The 20981-nt window shown below is 63.6% G+C and carries 21 protein-coding genes; 14 read left to right on the top strand and 7 right to left on the bottom strand.

Annotated elements, in window-relative coordinates; genetic code table 11:
• Positions 1-20 precede the first annotated feature (20 nt).
• The 7 genes from QMA15_RS13965 to tsaD all read left to right on the top strand — a co-directional run bounded on the left by QMA15_RS13965 (position 21) and on the right by tsaD (position 6586).
• Positions 21-1454, top strand: coding sequence for an NAD(P)H-hydrate dehydratase (locus QMA15_RS13965; RefSeq protein ID WP_279163699.1), 1434 nt, complete (start codon positions 21-23; stop codon positions 1452-1454).
• Between the two features lie 55 nt (positions 1455-1509).
• Entirely contained in the window at positions 1510-2712 is a 1203-nt protein-coding gene (gene alr, locus QMA15_RS13960) for an alanine racemase (RefSeq protein ID WP_019747575.1), read from the top strand.
• Entirely contained in the window at positions 2709-3761 is a 1053-nt protein-coding gene (locus tag QMA15_RS13955) for an alpha/beta hydrolase (RefSeq protein ID WP_003940782.1), read from the top strand. The genes alr and QMA15_RS13955 overlap by 4 nt, the downstream gene beginning before the upstream one ends.
• Positions 3751-4242: a tRNA (adenosine(37)-N6)-threonylcarbamoyltransferase complex ATPase subunit type 1 TsaE gene (tsaE, locus tag QMA15_RS13950; protein WP_019747576.1), complete on the top strand. Its 492-nt coding sequence runs from the start codon at positions 3751-3753 to the stop codon at positions 4240-4242. The genes QMA15_RS13955 and tsaE overlap by 11 nt, the downstream gene beginning before the upstream one ends.
• 136 nt (positions 4243-4378) lie before the next feature.
• The gene (gene tsaB / locus QMA15_RS13945; protein WP_070796120.1) at positions 4379-5047 is read left to right on the top strand and encodes a tRNA (adenosine(37)-N6)-threonylcarbamoyltransferase complex dimerization subunit type 1 TsaB; all 669 of its coding nucleotides are present in this window, start codon (positions 4379-4381) and stop codon (positions 5045-5047) included.
• 10 nt (positions 5048-5057) lie between these two features.
• Entirely contained in the window at positions 5058-5552 is a 495-nt protein-coding gene (gene rimI / locus QMA15_RS13940; protein ID WP_020906927.1) for a ribosomal protein S18-alanine N-acetyltransferase, read from the top strand.
• Entirely contained in the window at positions 5549-6586 is a 1038-nt protein-coding gene (tsaD, locus tag QMA15_RS13935) for a tRNA (adenosine(37)-N6)-threonylcarbamoyltransferase complex transferase subunit TsaD (protein WP_069145824.1), read from the top strand. The genes rimI and tsaD overlap by 4 nt, the downstream gene beginning before the upstream one ends.
• Positions 6587-6589: 3 nt before the next feature.
• On the opposite strand, the gene QMA15_RS13930 is transcribed toward tsaD, so the two are convergent.
• A complete protein-coding gene (locus QMA15_RS13930; protein ID WP_019747580.1) occupies positions 6590-8176 on the bottom strand; it encodes an Hsp70 family protein in 1587 nt (528 codons plus the stop codon).
• Positions 8177-8337: 161 nt separating this feature from the next.
• Here QMA15_RS13930 and QMA15_RS13925 point away from each other — a divergent pair, with 161 nt between their 5' ends.
• Complete coding sequence (locus QMA15_RS13925) at positions 8338-8898, top strand: potassium channel family protein (RefSeq protein WP_020906930.1); 561 nt, start codon at positions 8338-8340, stop codon at positions 8896-8898.
• A 19-nt stretch (positions 8899-8917) separates the two neighbouring features.
• Here the strand turns inward: QMA15_RS13925 and QMA15_RS13920 are convergent, their stop codons facing one another.
• Positions 8918-10633: a TIGR03767 family metallophosphoesterase gene (locus tag QMA15_RS13920; protein WP_279163700.1), complete on the bottom strand. Its 1716-nt coding sequence runs from the start codon at positions 10631-10633 to the stop codon at positions 8918-8920.
• A 233-nt stretch (positions 10634-10866) separates the two neighbouring features.
• On the opposite strand from QMA15_RS13920, the gene groES reads away from it, so the two are divergent.
• Together groES and groL are read left to right on the top strand one after the other, a co-directional pair.
• Positions 10867-11166, top strand: coding sequence for a co-chaperone GroES (groES, locus tag QMA15_RS13915; RefSeq protein ID WP_003940763.1), 300 nt, complete (start codon positions 10867-10869; stop codon positions 11164-11166).
• Positions 11167-11252: 86 nt separating this feature from the next.
• Positions 11253-12863: a chaperonin GroEL gene (gene groL / locus QMA15_RS13910; protein ID WP_019747583.1), complete on the top strand. Its 1611-nt coding sequence runs from the start codon at positions 11253-11255 to the stop codon at positions 12861-12863.
• A gap of 76 nt (positions 12864-12939) precedes the next feature.
• Here the strand turns inward: groL and QMA15_RS13905 are convergent, their stop codons facing one another.
• The 4 genes from QMA15_RS13905 to QMA15_RS13890 form a co-directional block, all read right to left on the bottom strand.
• Complete coding sequence (locus QMA15_RS13905; RefSeq protein ID WP_211917133.1) at positions 12940-13677, bottom strand: anti-sigma factor; 738 nt, start codon at positions 13675-13677, stop codon at positions 12940-12942.
• 1 nt (position 13678) lies between these two features.
• The gene (locus QMA15_RS13900) at positions 13679-14347 is read right to left on the bottom strand and encodes a sigma-70 family RNA polymerase sigma factor (RefSeq protein WP_007728615.1); all 669 of its coding nucleotides are present in this window, start codon (positions 14345-14347) and stop codon (positions 13679-13681) included.
• Between the two features lie 88 nt (positions 14348-14435).
• On the bottom strand, positions 14436-15101 hold the full coding sequence (locus QMA15_RS13895) for a fasciclin domain-containing protein (protein WP_007728616.1): 666 nt from the start codon (positions 15099-15101) through the stop codon (positions 14436-14438).
• A 165-nt stretch (positions 15102-15266) separates the two neighbouring features.
• Positions 15267-15563 (bottom strand): WhiB family transcriptional regulator, encoded by a 297-nt coding sequence (locus QMA15_RS13890; RefSeq protein ID WP_003940939.1) that lies wholly within the window; start codon positions 15561-15563, stop codon positions 15267-15269.
• Positions 15564-16168: 605 nt separating this feature from the next.
• Between QMA15_RS13890 and QMA15_RS13885 the strand changes: the two genes are divergently transcribed.
• From QMA15_RS13885 to QMA15_RS13875, 3 genes are all read left to right on the top strand, one after another.
• Positions 16169-17017, top strand: a complete 849-nt coding sequence (locus tag QMA15_RS13885; protein WP_256922252.1) for a hypothetical protein — start codon at positions 16169-16171, stop codon at positions 17015-17017.
• Between the two features lie 176 nt (positions 17018-17193).
• Positions 17194-17772 carry a sigma-70 family RNA polymerase sigma factor gene (locus tag QMA15_RS13880; RefSeq protein WP_003940953.1) on the top strand — a complete coding sequence of 193 codons (579 nt, stop codon included), beginning with the start codon at positions 17194-17196 and terminating at the stop codon, positions 17770-17772.
• Positions 17765-18691, top strand: a complete 927-nt coding sequence (locus QMA15_RS13875; RefSeq protein ID WP_020969067.1) for an anti-sigma-D factor RsdA — start codon at positions 17765-17767, stop codon at positions 18689-18691. The genes QMA15_RS13880 and QMA15_RS13875 overlap by 8 nt, the downstream gene beginning before the upstream one ends.
• 102 nt (positions 18692-18793) lie before the next feature.
• Here QMA15_RS13875 and QMA15_RS13870 read toward each other — a convergent pair whose 3' ends face one another.
• Positions 18794-19198, bottom strand: coding sequence for a DUF5319 domain-containing protein (locus QMA15_RS13870; protein WP_003940777.1), 405 nt, complete (start codon positions 19196-19198; stop codon positions 18794-18796).
• 243 nt (positions 19199-19441) lie between these two features.
• On the opposite strand from QMA15_RS13870, the gene guaB reads away from it, so the two are divergent.
• Positions 19442-20965, top strand: a complete 1524-nt coding sequence (gene guaB, locus QMA15_RS13865; protein WP_020723641.1) for an IMP dehydrogenase — start codon at positions 19442-19444, stop codon at positions 20963-20965.
• Positions 20966-20981 lie beyond the last annotated feature (16 nt).

Below are 20981 nucleotides of genomic sequence, written 5' to 3'. Positions count from 1 at the left end.
GGCAACTGAAGGGTTCCGACATGCGTGGGTACTACACAGCCGATCAGGTGCGAGCAGCGGAGGCGCCGCTGCTCGACAAGCTGCCCGACGGAGTGCTGATGCGTCGAGCGGCGTACGGTCTCGCGCGAGTCGTCGCGGACGAATTACGTTCCCGTACAGGATCGGTCGCGCATCGGTCGGTGACGCTTCTGGTCGGTACCGGCGACAACGGCGGTGATGCCCTGTGGGCGGGTGCGTTGCTCCGCAAACGAGGTGTGAGTGTTCGGGCCGTGTTGCTCGATCCGGCGCGCGCTCATCGGTCGGGCCTCGACGCTCTCCTGAAGGCCGGTGGCCGAGTCGCTGCCGAAGTCGGGTCGCCGGATCTGGTGATCGACGGCATCGTCGGGATTTCCGGACACGGCGGTCTGAGGCCTGACGCAGCCGAGCTCGTCGGCCAGGTGGAGGCACCGATCGTGGCGGTCGATCTTCCGAGCGGCGTCGACGCGAACACCGGCGCAGTGGACGGCCCGTCGGTGACCGCTGATGTGACGGTCACATTCGGTGCGCTCAAGCCGGTGCACGTACTCGCGGCTCCGCTGTGTGGTCGTGTCGAACTCGTGGATATCGGATTGAGCGTCGGCGAACCGGCGTTCGGTTCGCTCGATCCGGCCGAGGTCGGTGCGCTGTGGCCGGTGCCAGGCGCGGAGGACGACAAGTACTCGCAGGGTGTGGTGGGCATCGTTGCGGGAAGTAAGCAGTATCCCGGCGCGGGAGTGCTCTGCACCGGCGCCGCGGTGACCGCGACCTCCGGACTGGTTCGCTACGCCGGGCACGGCGCCGCCGAGGTGCTCGCCCGGTTCCCGGAGGTGATTGCGAGTGAGACGTTCCAAGCCGCCGGGCGGGTTCAGGCCTGGGTGGTCGGACCCGGTATGGGTACCGACGACGACGCCGCGCGGCTGCTGGCGTCGGTACTGGCTACCGATGTACCCGTTGTCGTCGATGCGGACGGACTTACCCTCCTCGCTCAACGTCCCGAACTTGTCGCAGCCCGGACCGCGCCGACTCTTCTGACGCCCCACGCCGGCGAGTTCGCACGATTCACACCACTCGGCGACGACAGAATCGCGGCCACGCGTGCTCTCGCCGAACGCCTCGGAGTCACGATTCTGCTGAAAGGCCATACGACGGTGATCTCGGATCCCGGCGGTGAGGTCCTGGTCAACGACGCCGGCGGCTCCTGGGCGTCGACCGCAGGCTCGGGTGACATCCTCTCCGGTGTGATCGGCGCGTTGCTGGCGGCGGGTCTGAGCCCTCTCGAAGCCGGGGCCGTCGGGGCGCGGGCTCACGCGTTGGCTGCGAACATCGCCGCTGCCGGCGGTCAGAGCGATGTCGCCGGAGCACCGATTTCGGCTTCGCCGCTGTTGGGAGGTCTGCGCGAGTCGGTGCGTGTGCTTCGCTCTTTTGCCCTTGATTGAGGGTGTTCAAACCCGAACACGTGTCCGATTCTGCGCGGGTGGCAGGATTGTCGCCATGACGCTTGCCCAGGGAAGAGCACCGAAGGAGCCTGCGGAGGGGAAGGCGAGCCGACTCGACGACGCAGTAGGGCCGCAGACGGAGGCAGTCGTCGATCTGGACGCGATCGCGCACAACGTGCGTGTCCTGCGTGAATTTGCCGGTGATGCAGCGTTGATGGCGGTCATCAAGGCGGACGGATACAACCACGGCGCAGTTGCGGTTGCGCGGACGGCACTGTCGGCCGGAGCCCGGGAACTCGGCGTCACCACCATCGCGGAGGCACTGGTCCTTCGCGAGGCAGGCATCACCGCTCCCGTCCTGGCCTGGCTGCACGGCCTCGACGCCGATTTCTCCTCGGCGATCCGGTCCGACGTCGAGATCGGCGTGTCCTCGCCGCGGCACCTGGCTGCTGTCGTCGACGCGGCACGGGTTCTGGGACAACAGGCGACCGTGACGCTCAAGGTGGACACCGGTCTCAATCGCAACGGCGTCTCGAGAACCGAGTGGCCGCAGATGCTCGACGACCTCGCTACTGCCCGGGACGAGGGCACGATCAGGCTGCGCGGAGTGTTTTCCCATCTTGCGCACTCGGACGAACCGCATCACGACGTCATCGACATGCAGAAGCAGCGTTTGATCGAAGCGGTTGCCGACGTCCGCGCTCGCGGATTCGAACCCGAAGTTGTTCATCTTTCCAACTCCGCCGCTACAGTCACCCGTCCTGACCTGCAATTTGACATGGTTCGACCCGGAATCGCGATATATGGATTGTCTCCGGTGCCCGAACTCGGAGATTTCGGTTTACGACCGGCGATGACGCTGCGAGCGAAGGTGATTCTGGTGAAGAAGGTGGCCGCCGGAGAGGGCGTCTCCTACGGGCATCAGTGGGTCGCACCGCACGACACCACTCTTGCGCTGCTTCCCGTCGGCTACGCCGACGGTCTGACTCGTTCACTGAGCGGCAAGTTCGAAGTGCAGTTGGGCGGCAAGCGTCGCCAGGCCGTCGGGCGGATCTGCATGGACCAGGTGTTGGTGGACCTGGGGCCGGACGGCGACGGAGTCCGCGAAGGCGACACCGCGATCTTCTTCGGCAACGGCGATCACGGCGAACCCAACGCGCAGGCCTGGGCCGACGTACTCGACACCATTCACTACGAGGTCGTGACCGGAATACGTGGACGCACTGTGCGTACGTACATCGGGGGAGAGACGTCATGAAGACTGCAGGAAAGATGAGCATTCTCGGTGGCCTGCTCAGCGCTGTGGCGCTCGGCTCGATGGCCGGCGTGAATGCATTCAAGACCGCGACGCGTCCGGGCCGGGAAATCTACGCGGACGAGGACTTCGACCTCATGACGCGCGACCGCAAGAGCACGGTGCGCACCGAGGACGGCGTCGAGCTGGCAGTTCGCGAAGTGGGACCGGATGACGCTCCGCTGACAGTCGTTTTCGTGCACGGGTACTGCCTGAGTGCGCTGTCCTGGCATTTCCAGCGCCGCCAGCTCGAAGAGCGATGGGGCAACAAGGTTCGCATGGTGTTCTACGACCAGCGCGGACACGGAGATTCAGGTATGCCGCGTTCGAAGAGTTGCACGGTCTCGCAGCTGGGCCGCGACCTCGCGACTGTCGTCGAGGCCAAAGTGCCCAAGGGACCGATAGTTCTCGTCGGCCACTCGATGGGCGGCATGACGGTGCTCGCGCTTGCCGGTCAGCGACCCGAATGGTTCGAGGGCCGAGTCATCGGCGTCGGGCTGGTCGCGACGACGGCGGCAGGGCTGGCCGAGACCGGTCTGACCCGCAATCTGCAGAATCCGATCATCGACGGGTTCCGGTTGGCAGTGCGCACCTCGCCAGGAGTGGTTCAGCACGCCCGGGGCGCTGCGCGAGTACTGATCACGCCGATCCTGCGTGCAGCGTCGTACGGCACCGATGTCAGCCCACGACTGCATGAGCTGTCGGACGGCATGCTCGACCGGACCTCGGTCGTGACCATCGTCAATTTCTTGCGGACGTTGGAACTGCACGACGAGTCCGCGTCCCTCGAGGTGCTCGCGCACACACCGGCAGTCGTGATCTGCGGCGATCAAGACATGATGATTCCGTTCATCAGCTCCAAGCGTCTCGCTGCCGATCTCCCCGAGTCTGAACTCGTGAGAGTTCACGGGGCCGGCCATCTGGTGCAGCTCGAGTTCCCGGCGATCGTGACGGACGCAATCGACAAGCTGGTGCAGCGTGCACAGGTAGAAGAGCGGTCCGATGTCGGCTGAGAACGCCACGGGACTTCCCGAATCCGGACAGATCACGTTGGAAACGGCCGAGGACACCGAGGCTTTCGGCCGACGGTTGGCGGCGGGACTTGTTGCCGGCGACCTGGTGGTGCTGGACGGGCCACTCGGGGCGGGCAAGACCGCGTTGACGCGCGGAATCGGCGCCGGGCTCGGAGTGCAGGGCCGGGTGACGTCCCCGACGTTTGTCATCGCTCGTGAGCATCGTCCGGGCACCCGCCCCGGCGGCGGAGTTCCCGTCGGCATGATCCACGTCGACGCATACCGGCTGGGAGACAGCGGACCGCATGCGCTCGACGAACTCGATGCCCTCGACCTCGACACCGACCTCACCGATGCTGTGGTGGTGGTCGAATGGGGTGGTGACGTCGTGGAAAGGCTCGTCGAACGACACTTGCGAGTGCAGCTTCATCGGGAACCTGAATCGGATGTGCGGACTGCGAGTTGGTCCTGGACGTCGTGAAACGGCGTTTTGTGTCGCAGACGTCGTGAAACGGCGTTTTGTGTCGCAGACGTCGTGAAACCGCGTTTGGTGTTATGGACGTCGTGACCCTCCCGGGCCGGAAGTAGTTCTTCACGTCCGGGTACCCTGAGAAATCGTGCTTGTTCTCGCAATTGACACCTCCACTCCGGCAGTCACTGCCGGTGTCGTCTCCCTGTCTGCTCCGTCACCGGACACCGAGTCACCGGGCACAGTGGAGACGCTTGCCGTGCGTGTCACGGTCAATCCCCGTGCGCACGCCGAGGTCTTGACCCCTCACGTCCTCGAATGCCTCGCCGAGGCCGGGCTCACGCCGGCAGAGTTGAACGCCGTCGTCGTGGGTGTCGGGCCGGGGCCGTACACCGGACTGCGTGTCGGCATGGCGACAGGCGCTGCCTTCGGTGATGCACTCGGTGTTCCCGTGTACGGCGTGTGCAGCCTCGACGCCATCGCGGCTGCGGTACCGACCACACAGAGCCTGCTCGTCGTGACTGACGCGAGGCGTCGCGAGATCTACTGGGCGCGCTACGACGGCGGAGTGCGCGTCGAAGGGCCGGCTGTGAATTCCGCCGGCGACGTTGATCCTTCGCCTTCGACGCTGATTGCCGGATCTGCTTCGCACGTGGACTTCTTCGATCTGCCCGTCGACCCGGCGGAGACACCCTCACCGGCCGGCTTGGTCACAGTCGCTGCTCGCGAGATTCTGGCCGGATCGGTTCCGGCCCCGCTCGAGCCGCTGTACCTCCGACGCCCGGATGCGAAGACCCTCGCAGAACGTGGCAAGTGAGACCGAGCAGATGAAGTACAGCATCGAGCCGATGAACGTCGATGACGCCGAACGGTGCGGGGAGTTGGAGCGCGCGTTGTTCGCGGGCGACGGACCCTGGAGCGCGCAAGCGTTCGTCTCGGAACTTGCGGGCGCACATAATCATTACTTCGTTGCCAGGGAACCCGACGGTCACGTCCTCGGCTACGCCGGAGTCGCGTTGTTGGGCGCGTCGCCGAACATGGAGGCCGAGGTTCACACCATCGGTACCGATCCCTCGGCTCAGCGACTGGGAATCGGCGGCGCGTTGCTCGATGCGCTTCTGACCCTGGCGGATTCACGGCAGTGTCCGGTGTTCCTGGAAGTGCGCACCGACAACGACCCTGCCATCGCGCTGTACCGGCGCGAAGGATTCGAGATCGTCGGAACACGAAAGAAGTACTACCAGCCCAGTGGGGCAGATGCGTACACGATGAGACGGCCCGCCGTGCTCGGTGTCCGCGAAATTGAGGAGCAGCAAGCATGATCGTCATGGGTGTCGAAAGCTCTTGCGACGAAACAGGTGTCGGTATCGTTCGCTGGAACGGTGACGGAACCTGCGACCTGTTGGCCGACGAGGTGGCATCGAGCGTGGATCAGCACGCCAGGTACGGGGGAGTGGTTCCCGAAGTAGCCTCGCGGGCTCACCTCGAGGCGATAGTGCCGACGATGCGCCGTGCCCTTGCTGCCGCCGGTATCGAGAAGCCCGACGCACTTGCCGTCACCATCGGACCCGGCCTGGCCGGTGCGCTACTGGTCGGTGTCGCCGCCGCGAAAGCCTATGCCGCAGCCTGGAACATCCCGTTCTATGCGGTCAATCATCTCGGTGGTCACGTCTCGGTTGACACTCTCGAGCACGGTCCGTTGCCCTCGTGCGTCGCATTGCTGGTCTCCGGCGGTCACACGCACCTGCTTCACGTCGAAGATCTGGGCAAGCCCATTGTCGAACTGGGCACGACTGTCGACGACGCCGCCGGTGAGGCCTTCGACAAGGTGGCCAGACTGCTCGGGCTCGGCTTTCCGGGCGGACCGGCACTCGATGCTGCTGCGCAAGAGGGAGATCGGAACGCAATCGCCTTCCCCCGCGGCATGACCGGCCCGCGCGATTCGCGGCACGACTTCTCGTTCTCGGGGCTCAAGACGTCCGTCGCCCGCTATGTCGAATCGAAAGAGCGTGCAGGCGAGACCTTTTCGATCCCGGACATCGCTGCCTCGTTCCAGGAAGCGGTTGCCGACGTCCTGACGATGAAGGCAGTGCGTGCAGCCAAGGACGTCGGGGTCGACACGTTGGTTCTCGGCGGCGGCGCCACGGCCAATTCACGTATCCGTTCACTCGCCGAGCAGCGCTGCGCCGAAGCCGGCATCACGTTGCGCATTCCGAAACCTCGACTGTGCACGGACAACGGCGTGATGATCGCTTCGTTGGCTGCCCACCTGATCGGAAATGGTGCGGGCCCTTCGGAATTGAGTGTTGCCACGGACCCGGGGCTGTCGGTCTCGGTCAGCCAGTTGATGCGCTGAGAATCAACCGACTGGGACCGGTTCCCGATCCGGTGTGGTCGCGGGGCCGGGTTCGGGCGTCGAGGTATTCGGTTCACCGGGTTTTGTCGTCGGATCACCACCGGGGGTGGTGAGTTCGGTTTCGGTGGAACCGGATCCAGGATTTTCCGGCGTCGTCGGGTTTTCGCCGCCGCTCTCACCCGGGCCGAGACCGCCGCCGGGGTTTGCCTCGGTCGGATCGACCGGGGGAGTCGCCTCGGTGTCCGGCAGCGTCGGCCACCACGCCGGTGGATCGGGCAGCGTGATTCCGGGGATGGTCGGCCAGTTCGGAGTGGTCGTTGTCGTCGTCGGCGGTGTGGTTGTCGTCGACGTGTCCGGTATCGGCGCCGGCGGAAGCGTGTACTGATGCGTTGTGTACGAGTGCGTGTCGAACGGCTGTGAGTCGAACGGCGTTGTGGGATAGCCGTACTGCGGGAAAGTGCTGCCCACTACCGAAGGCAGAGGATCGTGCGAGGGGATGATCGTCGATCCGGTGCTCGGCGTCGCTTCGGGGCTCACCGTCGTCGTGGTCGAACCGGTTCCGACAGGCGAGACCGCGGTGTCGTCGGTCGGCACCAATTCCTTTGCGCCGTAGCCGAGTACCAGTCCGCCGACCACGAGCGCACCGATCAAAGCTCCCGAGACCTTGGCGGTGGATCCCGAGCGCTGGTCACTTCCGGAGCCCAGCAAGGGGAAACGAATTGCGGTGATCGAATCTGCCAGGAGTGCAGCACCTTTGGTTGCCGCAGTCTCGGGCTCGACGATCTCGACCAAGGGGAGGTCGACGGCAGCGGCGACGGCGGACCGCACGGCCGGAATGTGTGCGCCACCGCCGATGAGCACAACGGCACCGACCGGCCGCGGTGAGCCGTTCACGACTTCCCGGATGAAGGTGACGGCGCGCTCGATATCCGGGGCGATGATGGCTTCGAACTCGTCGCGCGTGATCGCCATTGCGTCGACGGGAAGGTCGATGGTCACCTTGGCGGCCGTGGACAGTTGCTCCTTCGCGACGTGGCACCGGGCAGCAAGAAGCTCCGCGTCGGTGTACCGGCGCAGGTGCCCTGGCGCCTTCTCCGTCACGAAGTCGACCAATGCCCGGTCGATTCCGGCCCCCGCGAGGGCGTCGATACGGTCGGAATGCAGAACTTCACCGGTGTGATCGACGACGGACACCGTCAGACCCTGATCGCCGACGTCCACCTGAGCTGTCGTGTCGTACCGCTCGGTTTTCCCGGTCTCGGCGAGATACGCGTGTACGGCGGCAGGTTCGGGGATGGCACGGACCTGCTTCGGCGAGCGCGAGAGAGATGACCTGATGCTCGCGAGCTGGTCGTCCGTGCGATAGCTGACACCGATCGAGCGCGGCGCTTCAGATCCGTCCGTTACCTGCGTCGTCATCAGCTTGATGGACGCCCGGACGAGGTCACCGACGTTGGAATTGGCCTGATCCGCCGAGACGAAGCGAGTCTCGGCAGGCACCGCTCCTGGCGCGTTTGTGCTGGTATCGGTGTCGACGAGTGCTGAATAGACACCGGAAGATCCAGTGGAAATTCCCAGTGAACAACTCATCGCGCACCTCCTCACAGTCAATACCGGTCAATGTTCAATCGACCGCCGTTATATGAACGTTACAGAAGGTTCGTGAGGATTGCTCAGTGCTTTTTGTCTCCATGACACCCTTTTCGGACCGAAAGGGTGGTTTTACCTGCGAAATTGTCGATCATTGATTCATGCGGAAAAAAGGCGATTCTCCCCACATCGACCGGGATCGACGACGCGCGCTGATCCGGGGTGCGGTGCTTCGACCCACGCTGACGATGATCGCCTTCGGATGTGCGTACTTCTTCCTGCCGTGGATCGATGTCCACACAGTGGGTGCGATTTTCCTCTTGATCGGTGGAGGGGCAGCGGTGCTTGCCGTGACGACCTGGCAGGTGCGTCGAATTCTGCGTTCCGATGTGCCTTCTCTGCAGGCGGTCGAAGCAGTGGCGGTCGTGATGCCGACCTACTTGCTGTTGGTGTCCATCACCTATTTTTCGGTCGAGCATGCGAGTGCCGGCAGTTTCACCGAACCGCTGTCGCGTATGGCGGCCCTGTATTTTTCGCTGTCGGTGTTCTCGACCGTCGGCTTCGGCGACATCGCTGCACAGACGGACCTTGCCAGGGGACTCGTGAGCCTTCAGATCGTCTGCAATCTGGTGTTGATCGGATTCGGCGTTCGATTCGTGGTTGCCGCAGTGTCGTGGGCGAAAGCGCACCGCTCGCCTTCGAGCGGACCTGAAATCACCTAGGACACTGCGGCAATCGGAGTCATCGTCCGGTGTGGACCAACAATTCGACGTTCTGGTCGACGCCGGTACCCGTCAACTTCGGGTCGCGGTGGACGTCGTTGAACGACAGTTCGCGGTACAGCGAGGCGAGCCCGGCTGCCGACTTGTCGCTGTACTCGACTGAATTGGGACTTTCCGCTTCGAAGAGCGTCGCAAGCAACGACACCGTTCCGTCGTGATTGTCCGCGATCTCGATGATGCGCCCGAGCTGTGGGTAGTCGATGTGAGAGGCGGTGTTGATCTCCCAGAAGCCCTGCTCGGGGGTCGCGCCGGGCCACGGGGTGATCTTGTTCTCGTGGGTGTGTCCGTTCACCCAGGCAAGTACGTTCGGGAAACGATGCAGCAAGTCCAGAAGCTGTGAACCGCGCAGGCGCGGCTCGAGGACGTTCTCGGGGTCGGGAATGAGATTGTCCATCGTGTCGCTCGTGTGGTGACTGAACAGCACGAAATAGGTGTCACTGCGCGACTCGGTGACGCGAGAGCCCGCGGCGTCGTAGTAGGTGCTGCTGCCGGCGCGCAGGGTGTTCTCGATCCACTGGAACTGAGCGGCGCCCAGCGAACCGTCGACAAGGCCTGCGCGGTTGGTGGAGTCCATGCTGATGCCGACGACGCCCGGTGCGATCTGGAACGAGTAGTAGCCGATACCGGTTTCGCCGGCGTCGGGGGCGAAACCGTGCCCGACAGGGCCGGGGCCGGTGTGCGCGGGATCAAGGTGTGCGGCGATGAACTGCCGGGGTGTGAACGGTGCGCGCGACGGGTCGGGGGTGACCTGGCGCGGCGGCGTCGTGAAGGCGGACAGGATTCCGGGAATCGCACTGGGATCGAACTTGGTGGCGATGTCGATCTGCTTGGCCTGCTCCGGTGAACCGGGCACCTCGAATTTGAGAGATCCCGTGTACATCGCTTCGAGCGGTGGGATGCCGCTGGGCACCGTGCCGGACACCGAATCGTCGTGGTTGCCGAACACGCAGTACCAAGGGGTGTTCAGGCCGGGGCTCGACACGGGAGTGAACGCGGCCCCGAAGAAGTCCGGAATCTCCGGGAAGCCGGCCTTCTTGTACATGTCGAGCATCGGCGATTCAGGGTTCCAGTACAGATCGGCACCCGAGTTCTGCACACCCTCGTAGCGGTCCTTGGCGCCGGTGTTGGCGACGACGGTTCCGCCGTTGAGTGAGGTGAGGAACCAGTCGAGTTCGGCGAATTCCTTGTTGTCCGTGTTGTCGCCGGTGGTGACCACGGCATCGAAGGGGCGCGAGGTGTGCGGGCCGCTCCCGATCGAATTGACGCGTCGGACAAGCGAAATCAACCCGTGCGCCGTCAAGGTCTCCTGGGGGCGGAACGCCGAGCCGGTGATCTGATGGACGTATTCGAAGCGCATGGGGGACTGGGCGTCGACGATGTGGACGTCGGTCAACTGCACGAGTGAGGCGAGCGCGGTGCGTCGGTCCTCGCGTCCTGACTTCGGCTCGGCCAACTCGCTGCGCACGATGTTCGCCCAACCGGGACCGGCGGTGAGCCTGGTGTAGCCGCTGCTGCTGACGGGCGTGGACACGGACTCGAGAGTGGTGCCGGGACCTGACGTCGGAATGGTCGACGCGCCTGCGTATTGCAGGCCCCACGGCTTGCCAAGGCTGACCGCGCCGACGGCGCCGAGTCCGGCGAAGGTCAGAAAACTACGGCGATTGATGTTCGTCACGAAGTGAACAATAGGTGAACGTGGTGGACGGCTGTCCTGTTTCGCTCTGGACGAAGAGAAAAATGCGCCCAGTCCTTGAGGGTTGGCACTCTCACGTATAGAGTGCCAATTGGCGCTGATCGAGTTCCGGCACCCGCGACGACGGGACTGCAGTGACGCGCCGTAAACGGCATACCCAAACAGCTGTCCGAGGATCGCCTCGGACGCACATACCCCAAAGTGGAGGGCTCATCGTGGCGAGCGTCAACATCAAGCCGCTCGAGGACAAGATCCTCGTCCAGGCCAACGAGGCTGAAACGACGACGGCTTCCGGCCTGGTCATTCCTGACACAGCCAAGGAAAAGCCCCAGGAGGGCACCGTCGTTGCAGTCGGCGAAGGCCGCGTCAACGAGCAGGGCAACCGCATCCCGGTCGACGTCAAGGAGGGTGACACGGTCATCTACTCCAAGTACGGCGGAACCGAGATCAAGTACGCCGGCCAGGAATACCTGATCCTGTCGGCACGCGACGTGCTGGCTGTCGTCTCCAAGTAAGACACACGTGATCCGCCCCGGAGTCCACACAGGATCCCGGGGCGGAATGCGTTCACGCCCCGAAGATTCAGGAGCTGACAGAACAGATGTCCAAGCAAATTGCGTTCAACGAGACCGCACGCCGCGCTCTCGAAGCCGGAGTCGACAAGCTTGCCGACGCCGTCAAGGTGACCTTGGGCCCGCGTGGACGCCACGTCGTGCTCGCCAAGGCATTCGGCGGCCCCACCGTCACCAACGACGGTGTGAGCATCGCCCGTGAGATCGAGCTCGAAGATCCCTTCGAGAACCTCGGCGCACAGCTCGTCAAGAGCGTCGCCACCAAGACCAACGATGTTGCCGGCGACGGCACCACCACCGCGACCGTTCTGGCCCAGGCCATCGTCCGCGGCGGACTCAAGAACATCGCAGCGGGCGCGAACCCGATGGCGCTCGGCGTCGGCATCAACGCCGCAGCCGACAAGGTCGTCGAGGAACTGCTCGCCGCGGCCACCCCGGTCGAGGGCGAGAAGTCGATCGCCCAGGTCGCCACCGTCTCCTCGCGTGACGAAGAGATCGGCAAGCTCGTCGGCGAGGCACTCACCCGTGTCGGAACCGACGGCGTCGTGACGGTCGAGGAATCCTCCACCGTTGCAACCGAACTCGTTGTCACCGAAGGCGTTCAGTTCGACAAGGGCTACCTCTCGCCCTACTTCGTCACCGACATCGATGCGCAGAAGGCCGTCTACGAAGACGCGTTGATCCTGCTCTTCCGCGAGAAGATCAGCTCACTTCCCGACTTCCTGCCGCTGCTCGAGAAGGTTGCCGAATCCGGCAAGCCGCTCTTGATCATCGCCGAGGACGTCGAGGGTGAAGTTCTCTCCACCCTGGTGGTCAATTCCATCCGCAAGACCATCAAGGCCGTCGCCGTCAAGGCGCCGTTCTTCGGTGATCGTCGCAAGGCATTCCTCGACGACCTCGCAGTCGTCACGGCAGGCACCGTCATCAACACCGACGTCGGCCTCTCCCTGAAGGAAGCCGGCCTCGACCTGCTCGGCAGCGCTCGCCGCGTTGTCGTCACCAAGGACGAGACGGTCATCGTCGACGGTGCCGGCACCGCTGACGACATCGCGACCCGCGTCGCGCAGTTGCGTCGCGAGATCGAGAACACCGATTCGGATTGGGACCGCGAGAAGCTCGAAGAGCGTCTGGCGAAGCTGTCCGGCGGCGTGGCCGTCATCAAGGTCGGCGCAGCCACCGAAACCGATCTCAAGGAACGCAAGTTCCGCGTCGAGGATGCGGTCAACGCAGCCAAGGCAGCAGTTGCCGAGGGCATCGTCCCCGGTGGCGGATCGGCTCTCGTTCAGGCCGGTACGGCTCTGATCGGGAACCTCGGCCTGTCGGGTGACGAGGCCACCGGCGTTGCCGTGGTCCGTGAAGCCCTCAACGCTCCGTTGTTCTGGATCTCCAGCAACGCTGGCATCGACGGATCCGTCGTTGTCAGCAAGGTCGCCGAGATGACCAAGGGCGAAGGCTTCAACGCTGCCACCCTCACCTACGGCAACCTGCTTGCCGACGGCGTCGTCGACCCGGTCAAGGTCACTCGCTCGGCAGTGGTCAACGCCGCTTCCGTCGCGCGCATGATCCTCACGACCGAGAGCGCTGTCGTCGAGAAGCCGACCGAGGCAGTTGCCGACACCGGACACGGTCACAGCCACTAGCTCGCTGCTCGTAGTTTCGACAAAGAAGAGATCCCCCACCGGATTCCGGTGGGGGATCTCTTCTTTCGTCTGGCGATCAGATGAGCGGGATCGTTGCGAACGGCTCGCTGGTGGGCTGCTGCGATCCGCCGGGCGGTTCGACCGTGAACGCCAACTTCGTGTTCGGGCCGATGCCGTCGAGCACCACCTGGGTAGTGGGTTTGACGTCGCTCGGAGCCATCGTCCCCATCGGGATCATCGTGGTGTCGTCGGTGTCGCCCGGCACCAGCCACATCTGGTAGACGGTATCCGGACTCGGGGGAGTCACATCGTTCATCACGAGGACTGCGGCGTCTTCGGAGGGCGAGAACAGCGTCGTGGCACTACCGCCGCCCGGGATGTCACGCGTCGTGGCATGAACGTCGGGTGCTGCCATGATTTCGGATGCGGGGTTCTGCGGTGGCGTGTTGTCGGACAGCGTGCGTCCGATTCCGATGCCGCCGACCAGGATTGCGACTGCGGCGGCCGCCGCAAGAGCCATGGTCCACGGGCGTCGACGGTTACGACGCTCGGCCAGCGAAACCGGGGCGTTGGGAGCCGCGGTCTGTTCTGCGATCGAGGCGAGGACGCTGCTGCGCAGCGACGGCGGGGGCTCGACGGCGTCGACGACGGTCATCGCGGCCATGGTTTCGGCGGTGAGTCGGACCTGGGCGTCGAATTCGGCGCGGGTCGCGGAGTCCGAAGCGGCAAGTCGTCTGTCGACCTCACGGCGCTCGTCGAGGTCCAACGCATCGATCGCGTAGGCGTACGCGTAGTCGATCAGCTCTTCGTCCATCTCACATCACCCCCAAACATCCACGTAGGCGCAGTAGTCCGTCGCGAATTCGCGACTTGATCGTGGGAATCGCCACGCCGAGATCTTCGGCCACCTCGCGGTACGTTCGGCCGCCGTAATAGGCGAGAGTCACCGATTGGCGCTGAGTGTCCGTCAGCGTTTCGAGACAGTCGGTGACAGCACGATGCTCGTCTCTTCGTGTCACTTCGTCGCTGACGACGTCGAACTCGGGAGTGGCATTGGTGGTGTCGTAGAGAGCCTGTCGATCCGAACTCGACTGTTCGGAGCGCACGCGATCCACCGCGCGGCGGTGGGCAAGTGTCAGAAGCCAGGAGAGTGCGGACCCCTTGGCAGGATCGAAGCTGTCGGCTGATTTCCAGGCTTGGAGGTAGACCTCTTGGACCGCTTCCTCGGAGAAGCCTGGATCGCGGAGTACACGGAGAACCATGCCGTAGACACGAGAGCTGGTTCGGTCGTAGAACTCGGCAAAGGCGCTCTGGTCGCCACCGGCCACGTTCGCGAGGATCACTGCCAGCTCGCGTGATTCCGCGATTCGCGCGGTGCGGGCCGCAGAATTGTCCGTCGGGCATGCGTCGGCCGCATCCGACGCATGGTCTGGCTCGCTCACGAAGAGTTGTCTCGCTTCATCGCGTACAACCGTAGCGTGCATGTCCGGTTCTTTTCTCTCGGCCCGCCGTTGGCCGCTGTGCGCCTTTATTAACCGCGGGGGGTTAATAAAGGCGCACAGCAGGTGGGGACTACTGCGGCATCAGCACCGAATCGATGAGGTAGACGGTGGCGTTTGCGGTCTTGACTCCACCGCAGACGACAGTTGCGTCGTTGACCTTGATGTTGTCACCGGATCCGGTGACGGTGACCGTTCCGCCCTCGGCGGTGGGGTGCGTTCCGTCGATCGCGTCAGGAGCGATCTGGCCGGGAACCACGTGGTAGGTGAGGATCTTGGTGAGCGTGGCGCTGTCCGTCTTGAGGCTGTCGATCGTCGCGGGGTCGATCTTGGCGAATGCCGAGTCGATCGGCGCGAAGACGGTGAACTCGCCGCCGTTGAGAGTGTCGACCAGGTTGACGTCCGGGTTGAGCTGTCCGGAGACTGCCGCGGTCAAGGTGGTGAGCAAAGGATTGTTGGATGCCGCTGTGGCAACCGGATCCTGGGCCATTCCGCTGACCGATCCGGCGCCGCTCGGCACTGCGGCTGCATAGTCGGCACAACCGGCACCGACCAGATCAGAAGCAGGCTCCGCCATCGCGCTGCTGGGAGACATGCTCGATCCCATGGCAGAAGACGTCATGGCGGCGCTGGACGTGTCGGTCGACGAATCGTTGTCGTCGGAGGAGCAACCGACGACGCCGAAGACGGCGAAAGAGGCTGCTGCGGTGACTGCCAGAACTCGAGTAGAGGTGTTCATGGGTCTGCCTTCCTGAAGGGATGTGCTGAGGTGCACTGTCAGAAGGCATTCGGAGTCGGTTGTCGACAGGATGGGTCGGAGTCGGAAATTCTTTTCAGGAGCTGGTGTACACAAGCAAAAGCCCCCGAAAACTCTCGGGGGCCTTGTGCACTCGACCTACGTGTATCAGGAAGCTATGCGGGTGGTGCGACGGTGGCGCGCATGTAGTTCACGTTCGGTTTCCGACATTCCTCCCCAGATGCCGTACGGCTCGGCGACGGTCAGCGCGTGGCTGCGGCACTGCATCAGTACCGGGCACTGACGGCACATCTCTTTTGCGCGGGTTTCGCGCTGGGCACGTGCTCTACCGCGTTCGCCATCGGGATGGAAGAACATGGAGGAGTCGACTCCGCGGCACAGACCGTGCATCTGCCAGTCCCAGATGTCTGCGTTGGGGCCTGGAAGGTGATTCGGTGCAGGCATGTTGACTCCTTACTGCAAGCTCGCGTTGATCAACGAGCGGACCAAGTTGCCCGGAGGTTATCCGGGCCTTCTGAATCGTTCACGCTTGCTAACCGTAAGGGTGCTGAGTAAATCGCGTCAATAGGCTCGTTCAGTGGCGATCGGCATATATCGAAATGCGAGAGTTAACGAAGTATATATTTACATTTCGGGTCTCTCATGCGTTGTGCTGCGCCGATGTTGAAATCGGGTCGATCGAGGTGGTGGCAGGCAAGCCTGGCTGCTCGAGATGCGAAACCCACAGATCAGGGATATGTTTTCTGCTGATCGCCCGGCGAAAACACTCAGCCCGCCGGCTCGGTTTGCGTCATTTGTCCGATATTGCGCGGGCAGGGCCGTACTCCATTTCGGGACTTAGTGCCCAAGTTTCAACTAGGACATCTGTCCAATAAGTAATGCGCAGTTAACGTCACGGATATATGCCCGTTAAATATCATTACGAGTACATTCGGCAAATCTCAGTTGAATATCTGATTAACTCCGACAAACTTGCCTTTTCGTCTTCCCGTGCGGCAAACGGCATCGGTCAGGCGCTTGTCTGTTGGCGCTGCTGCGATGATCTACCTGTGTCGACACCTGAGCCCCCTGAATCGCCTTCGTTCACTGAGTCACCTGGCCGTCCCGGGACTCTCGAATCCGCCGCATTCGGTGCGGATCCGGACCTTGACCGTCTCCCGGCGCCGTGCTCTACCCGGGATTGGTGGACAACGGCAGTAATTCTGGGTGGTCAGGGGCACTACGCCAGGGCGCGGGCAGCATTGGATGTCCTCGATCGGCTCACGACGGGGTCCTCGACGCACTCGGATCGAGTTCTTGCCTCTCTCTCTGCCAGCACGAGGGCGTCGTTTCTTCGCCAGAGTGGACGTCATGCACTCGCGTCGACGTGGGACGGGCGCGCACTGGCGATCGTCGGCGGTCTGCCAGTCGATCCAGAGGCTGCCTGTGACGCTCTGACCGGTCTGGCCGCGGACGCCCTCGGCTGTGGCCGGCTCCCGCTCGGCTGGCGCCTGCTGGGGGAGTGTCGGACCCGTCTGGGCGGCGAGGGCGGGCTGTGGCGGCAGGAAATTCGGATCGAATGGGTCTCGGCGGAACTGGCGCTGGCGGGAGGTGACTTCGCGCGCGCCCGCAGACACGCAGAACGCGCCGTCGAATTGTCGGGGAAATCGGAGTCCGTCCGGCACCGCGTGAAGTCGGATCTACTGCGCAGCGCCGCGCTGACCGGAACAGACCCAAGCGCTGCCGTGGAGTCGGCAGCGGAAGTGCTTGCGAGGTGTCAGCAATACGGCCTGCTGCCCCTGGCCTGGGCGTCGTCGCTGCTGATCGAGGGCGTGAGCGGCGGGAGGACCTCGCCGAGTGCCCGTGAGATCGGCGATCTGATTGCGATGCGCGGTGGATCACTCCTACCTTTGTCGTAATCGATCCACCCGAAGTCTCTCGCGAACGATTCCCACAGGGCTGTTTCGATATCGCGACTGCTGGGCGGGCATGCGGAGACCAGCCGGTCCGGATGGTTACTCTTAGAGGGTTCCGCTGAGAGCGGGAGCACACCCGCTCGGGAGGTGCCACTGTAACGCCAGGATTTTCGCTGACGATGACAAATACGAGCGATGAGTTGGACACCGCGGTCGCCGCTGCTGCGCAGGGCGACCGTACAGCTCTAGCTTTGGTTCTGGAGAACATCCGACCGATGGTGGTGCGCTACTGCCGCGGTCGAGTGGGTGCGGCCGAGCGTGGACACCTGTCCGCTGACGACGTCGCGCAGGAAGTGTGTCTGGCCGTGATGACCGCGCTGCCGCGTTATCAAGACCAGGGACGCCCGTTCATGGCCTTTGTGTACGGAATTGCCGCGCACAAGGTTGCGGACGCACATAGAAGTTCCGCCCGTAACAAGTCGGAGCCCGTTTCCGAAGTACCGGATGTAATAGCACTGGATGATGGTCCCGAACAGCGAGCACTCGATTCGGAGTCCAGCAGACAGATGCATGAACTTCTCGGCACACTTCCGGAGAAGCATCGAGAAATCTTGATACTTCGCCTGGTGGTCGGGATGTCGGCCGAGGAAACGGCCGTCGCCGTCGGTAGTACCGCCGGAGCTGTACGAGTCGCTCAGCACAGGGCGATCGCGAAACTGAAAAAAGAAGTAACGAAAGCAGGTGAGAGCTTTGGCTAGAGACGAGGGGCGTGACGCTTCGAATCTCGGTGATCTCGCCGACGACGGTACGCCAGTGGACTTGGCTGCGGTTCGGCGTGACGATGCGCTGATCGAATCCATTTCAAGTGGCGGGCCGGTAGCAACCGATAGCACCGAACAGTACGAACTTGCGTTGATTCTCTCGCAATGGCGTGACGATGTCGTTGCGACTCCGATGCCCGAGGGTCCGTTGTTGGACGATGTCATCGCTGCAATCACAGCGACGCCGTCCGGCTTCTCCGATCGTCAGCGTTCACGTTCCCGTTCCCGATTGCGTGTGGTCCGCCCGATCGCCGCCGCAGCAGCTGTTGCAGCAGTGGTCTTCGGTGGTGCCACAGCGATGGCGTACGACGCCCAGCCCGGCGATGCCCTCTGGGGCGTCAAGCAGGTCGTCTTCGCCGACGAGGCCAACTCGACGGTCGCGAAGATCGACACGACATCCGAGCTGGAAAAGGCCGAGCGTCTGTTGGCCGCCGGGGACATTCCCGCGGCAAAGATGGTGCTGGACAACGCAGCTCACCGTGCCGATGCGGTCAAGGACTCGCAGGACAAGACGGATCTCGTCGAGCGTTGGGGCAAGTTGATGACGCAGGTCCAGGAGACCACGTCACCCGCCGTACCGCCGTTGACGTCCGATCAGCAATCCTCGCTTGCCACCTCTCCCACGGCGATTCCGGGGACTTCAGTCAATCCGGCCAACCCTCAGTTGTCTGGCGGCGTGACCACAACGACAACGCCCGACCCTGGAATCATGCAAGCGCCTGGTCCAAGCGCGGCGTCGTCTACACCGTCATCGTCGCCCACGACGACTACCACGACCACGACGACCACCACGACAACGACGTCACTGGCCCCGGCCTCGTCGCCGTCGGGTGATTCTTCTTCACCCCCACCCTGAGGTTCCCGCTCTGATCGCATCGTTGCGGTCCAGGTTCATACGAAAGTGGCCGACAAGCAATTGCTTGTCGGCCACTTTCGTTTGAACCTGGTGGGGTTTCGCTCAGCTGTCGAAACCGTCGCCGTGCATCGCCTCGTTCATCGACGCGTCGGCGTATCCACGGCAGTAGTCCCACGTGACATATGCCTCAGGCATCGGGTCGTAGGCAGGCTCGTGGGGGCGGACGGTTCCGTCCACGAGGAGCTGCAGCAGGTTTGCGCGCAGCATGTCCCAGTCGTGGTAGTGATCCTGTTGGCAGTCCTCGCAGCACACTACGAGACCGCGGATGCCGCGGTGAGCGAGGAGCGCCTCATAGACGGCGAGGTCAGCGAGATCCTCCTCGACCGCTTGGCGTTCGTGGGGGTCGAGTGGTTGACCCGGCTCGATGGCATCGAGAGCCGCGGAGGGGTCAGCTGGGTCGCCGGCGAAGGGATCTGGCGGCAGACCGGGGGGCAGTTGATCACGCACAGCACCACGGTACGCAGGTCAGGGGGGTCAGCGCCACTTGTTACGCGTACCCGCAGCGTGGGTGGGATGGTTCGGACCTTTGAGTGAGCCGATACCATGGTGTGCAACGCCGGGAAAAGGTGCCAGGAATTTCTTTCCGTGCAGGCGCCTTCTATCCGATATCCAGCTTTCGTAATCCGTTTCGAGGCGGCTGCTACAGCGGTCGCCCTGGGCGAATCTAGGTCCATGGAGGGTCCTGACCGCATGAGTAGTTCTGCAGGACATGTACACACCGGAGGAGACGACCCCAACAAGGTCGCGATGCTGGGACTGACTTACGACGACGTGCTGCTGTTGCCTGCTGCGTCCGACGTCATCCCGAGCCAGGTCGACACGTCCAGTCAACTGACCCGCGACATCCGTCTGCGGATTCCGTTGGTCAGTTCTGCGATGGACACCGTCACCGAGTCGCGCATGGCAATTGCGATGGCACGCGCCGGCGGCATGGGTGTTCTGCACCGCAACTCGTCCGTCGAGGTTCAGGCAGGACAGGTCGAGACCGTCAAGCGCTCCGAGGCCGGCATGGTGACCGATCCCGTCACGTGTAAGCCGACCGACACGATGGGTGAGGTCGACGCGAAGTGCGCTCGCTTCCGCATCTCGGGTCTGCCGGTCACCGACGACGCCGGCCAGCTGGTCGGCATCGTCACGAACCGTGACATGCGTTTCGAGGTCGACCAGAATCGTCCGGTCGTCGAGATCATGACCAAGATGCCGCTGATCACCGCTCAGGAAGGCGTCACCGCAGACGTGGCACTGGGCCTTCTTCGTCGGCACAAGATCGAGAAGCTGCCGATCGTCGACGGCAACGGCAAGCTCACCGGCCTGATCACGGTCAAGGACTTCGTCAAGACCGAGCAGCATCCGGACGCCACCAAGGACCGTGACGGTCGACTGCTCGTCGGCGCTGCAGTCGGTGCAGGCGACGACGCCTTCCAGCGTGCGATGGCGCTCACCGATGCCGGTGTGGACGTACTTGTGGTTGACAGTGCGCACGGTCATTCGTCCAACGTTCTCGACATGATCGCCAAGCTCAAGCGTGAACTGGGTGAGCGGGTTCAGATCATCGGTGGCAACGTCGCTACGCGCGCGGGTGCTCTGGCACTGGTCGAAGCCGGTGTCGATGCCGTCAAGGTCGGAGTCGGCCCTGGTTCCATCTGCACCACCCGCGTCATCGCCGGCGTCGGTGCCCCTCAGGTCACGGCCATCCTGGAAGCGGTTGCCGCGTGCAAGCCTCTCGGTGTGCCCGTCATCGCTGACGGTGGACTCCAGTTCTCCGGTGACATCGCGAAGGCTCTCGCCGCGGGTGCGTCGACGGCCATGCTGGGTTCGCTCCTGGCCGGTACCGCTGAATCGCCCGGCGAACTGATCCTGGTCGGCGGCAAGCAGTTCAAGAGCTACCGCGGAATGGGTTCGCTCGGCGCGATGCAGTCGCGTGGCGAGGCCAAGTCGTACTCCAAGGACCGGTACTTCCAGGACGACGTACTTTCCGAGGACAAGTTGGTTCCGGAAGGCATCGAAGGACGTGTTCCGTTCCGTGGCCCGCTTTCCCAGGTGACGCACCAGCTCACCGGTGGTCTGCGCGCTGCCATGGGTTACACGGGGTCGGCGACGATCGAGCACCTGCAGAACGCTCAGTTCGTCCAGATCACGGCGGCCGGTTTGAAGGAAAGCCATCCGCACGACATCACGATGACTGTCGAAGCACCCAACTACACCGCTCGTTAGCAACCAGTACACGAGA

The organism is Rhodococcus sp. APC 3903 (genome assembly GCF_030407755.1).
GTDB classification, from domain to species: domain Bacteria; phylum Actinomycetota; class Actinomycetes; order Mycobacteriales; family Mycobacteriaceae; genus Rhodococcus_F; species Rhodococcus_F erythropolis.
Note: the sequence above shows the minus strand (reverse complement) of the source record. Positions and strands in the feature narration are given on the sequence as shown.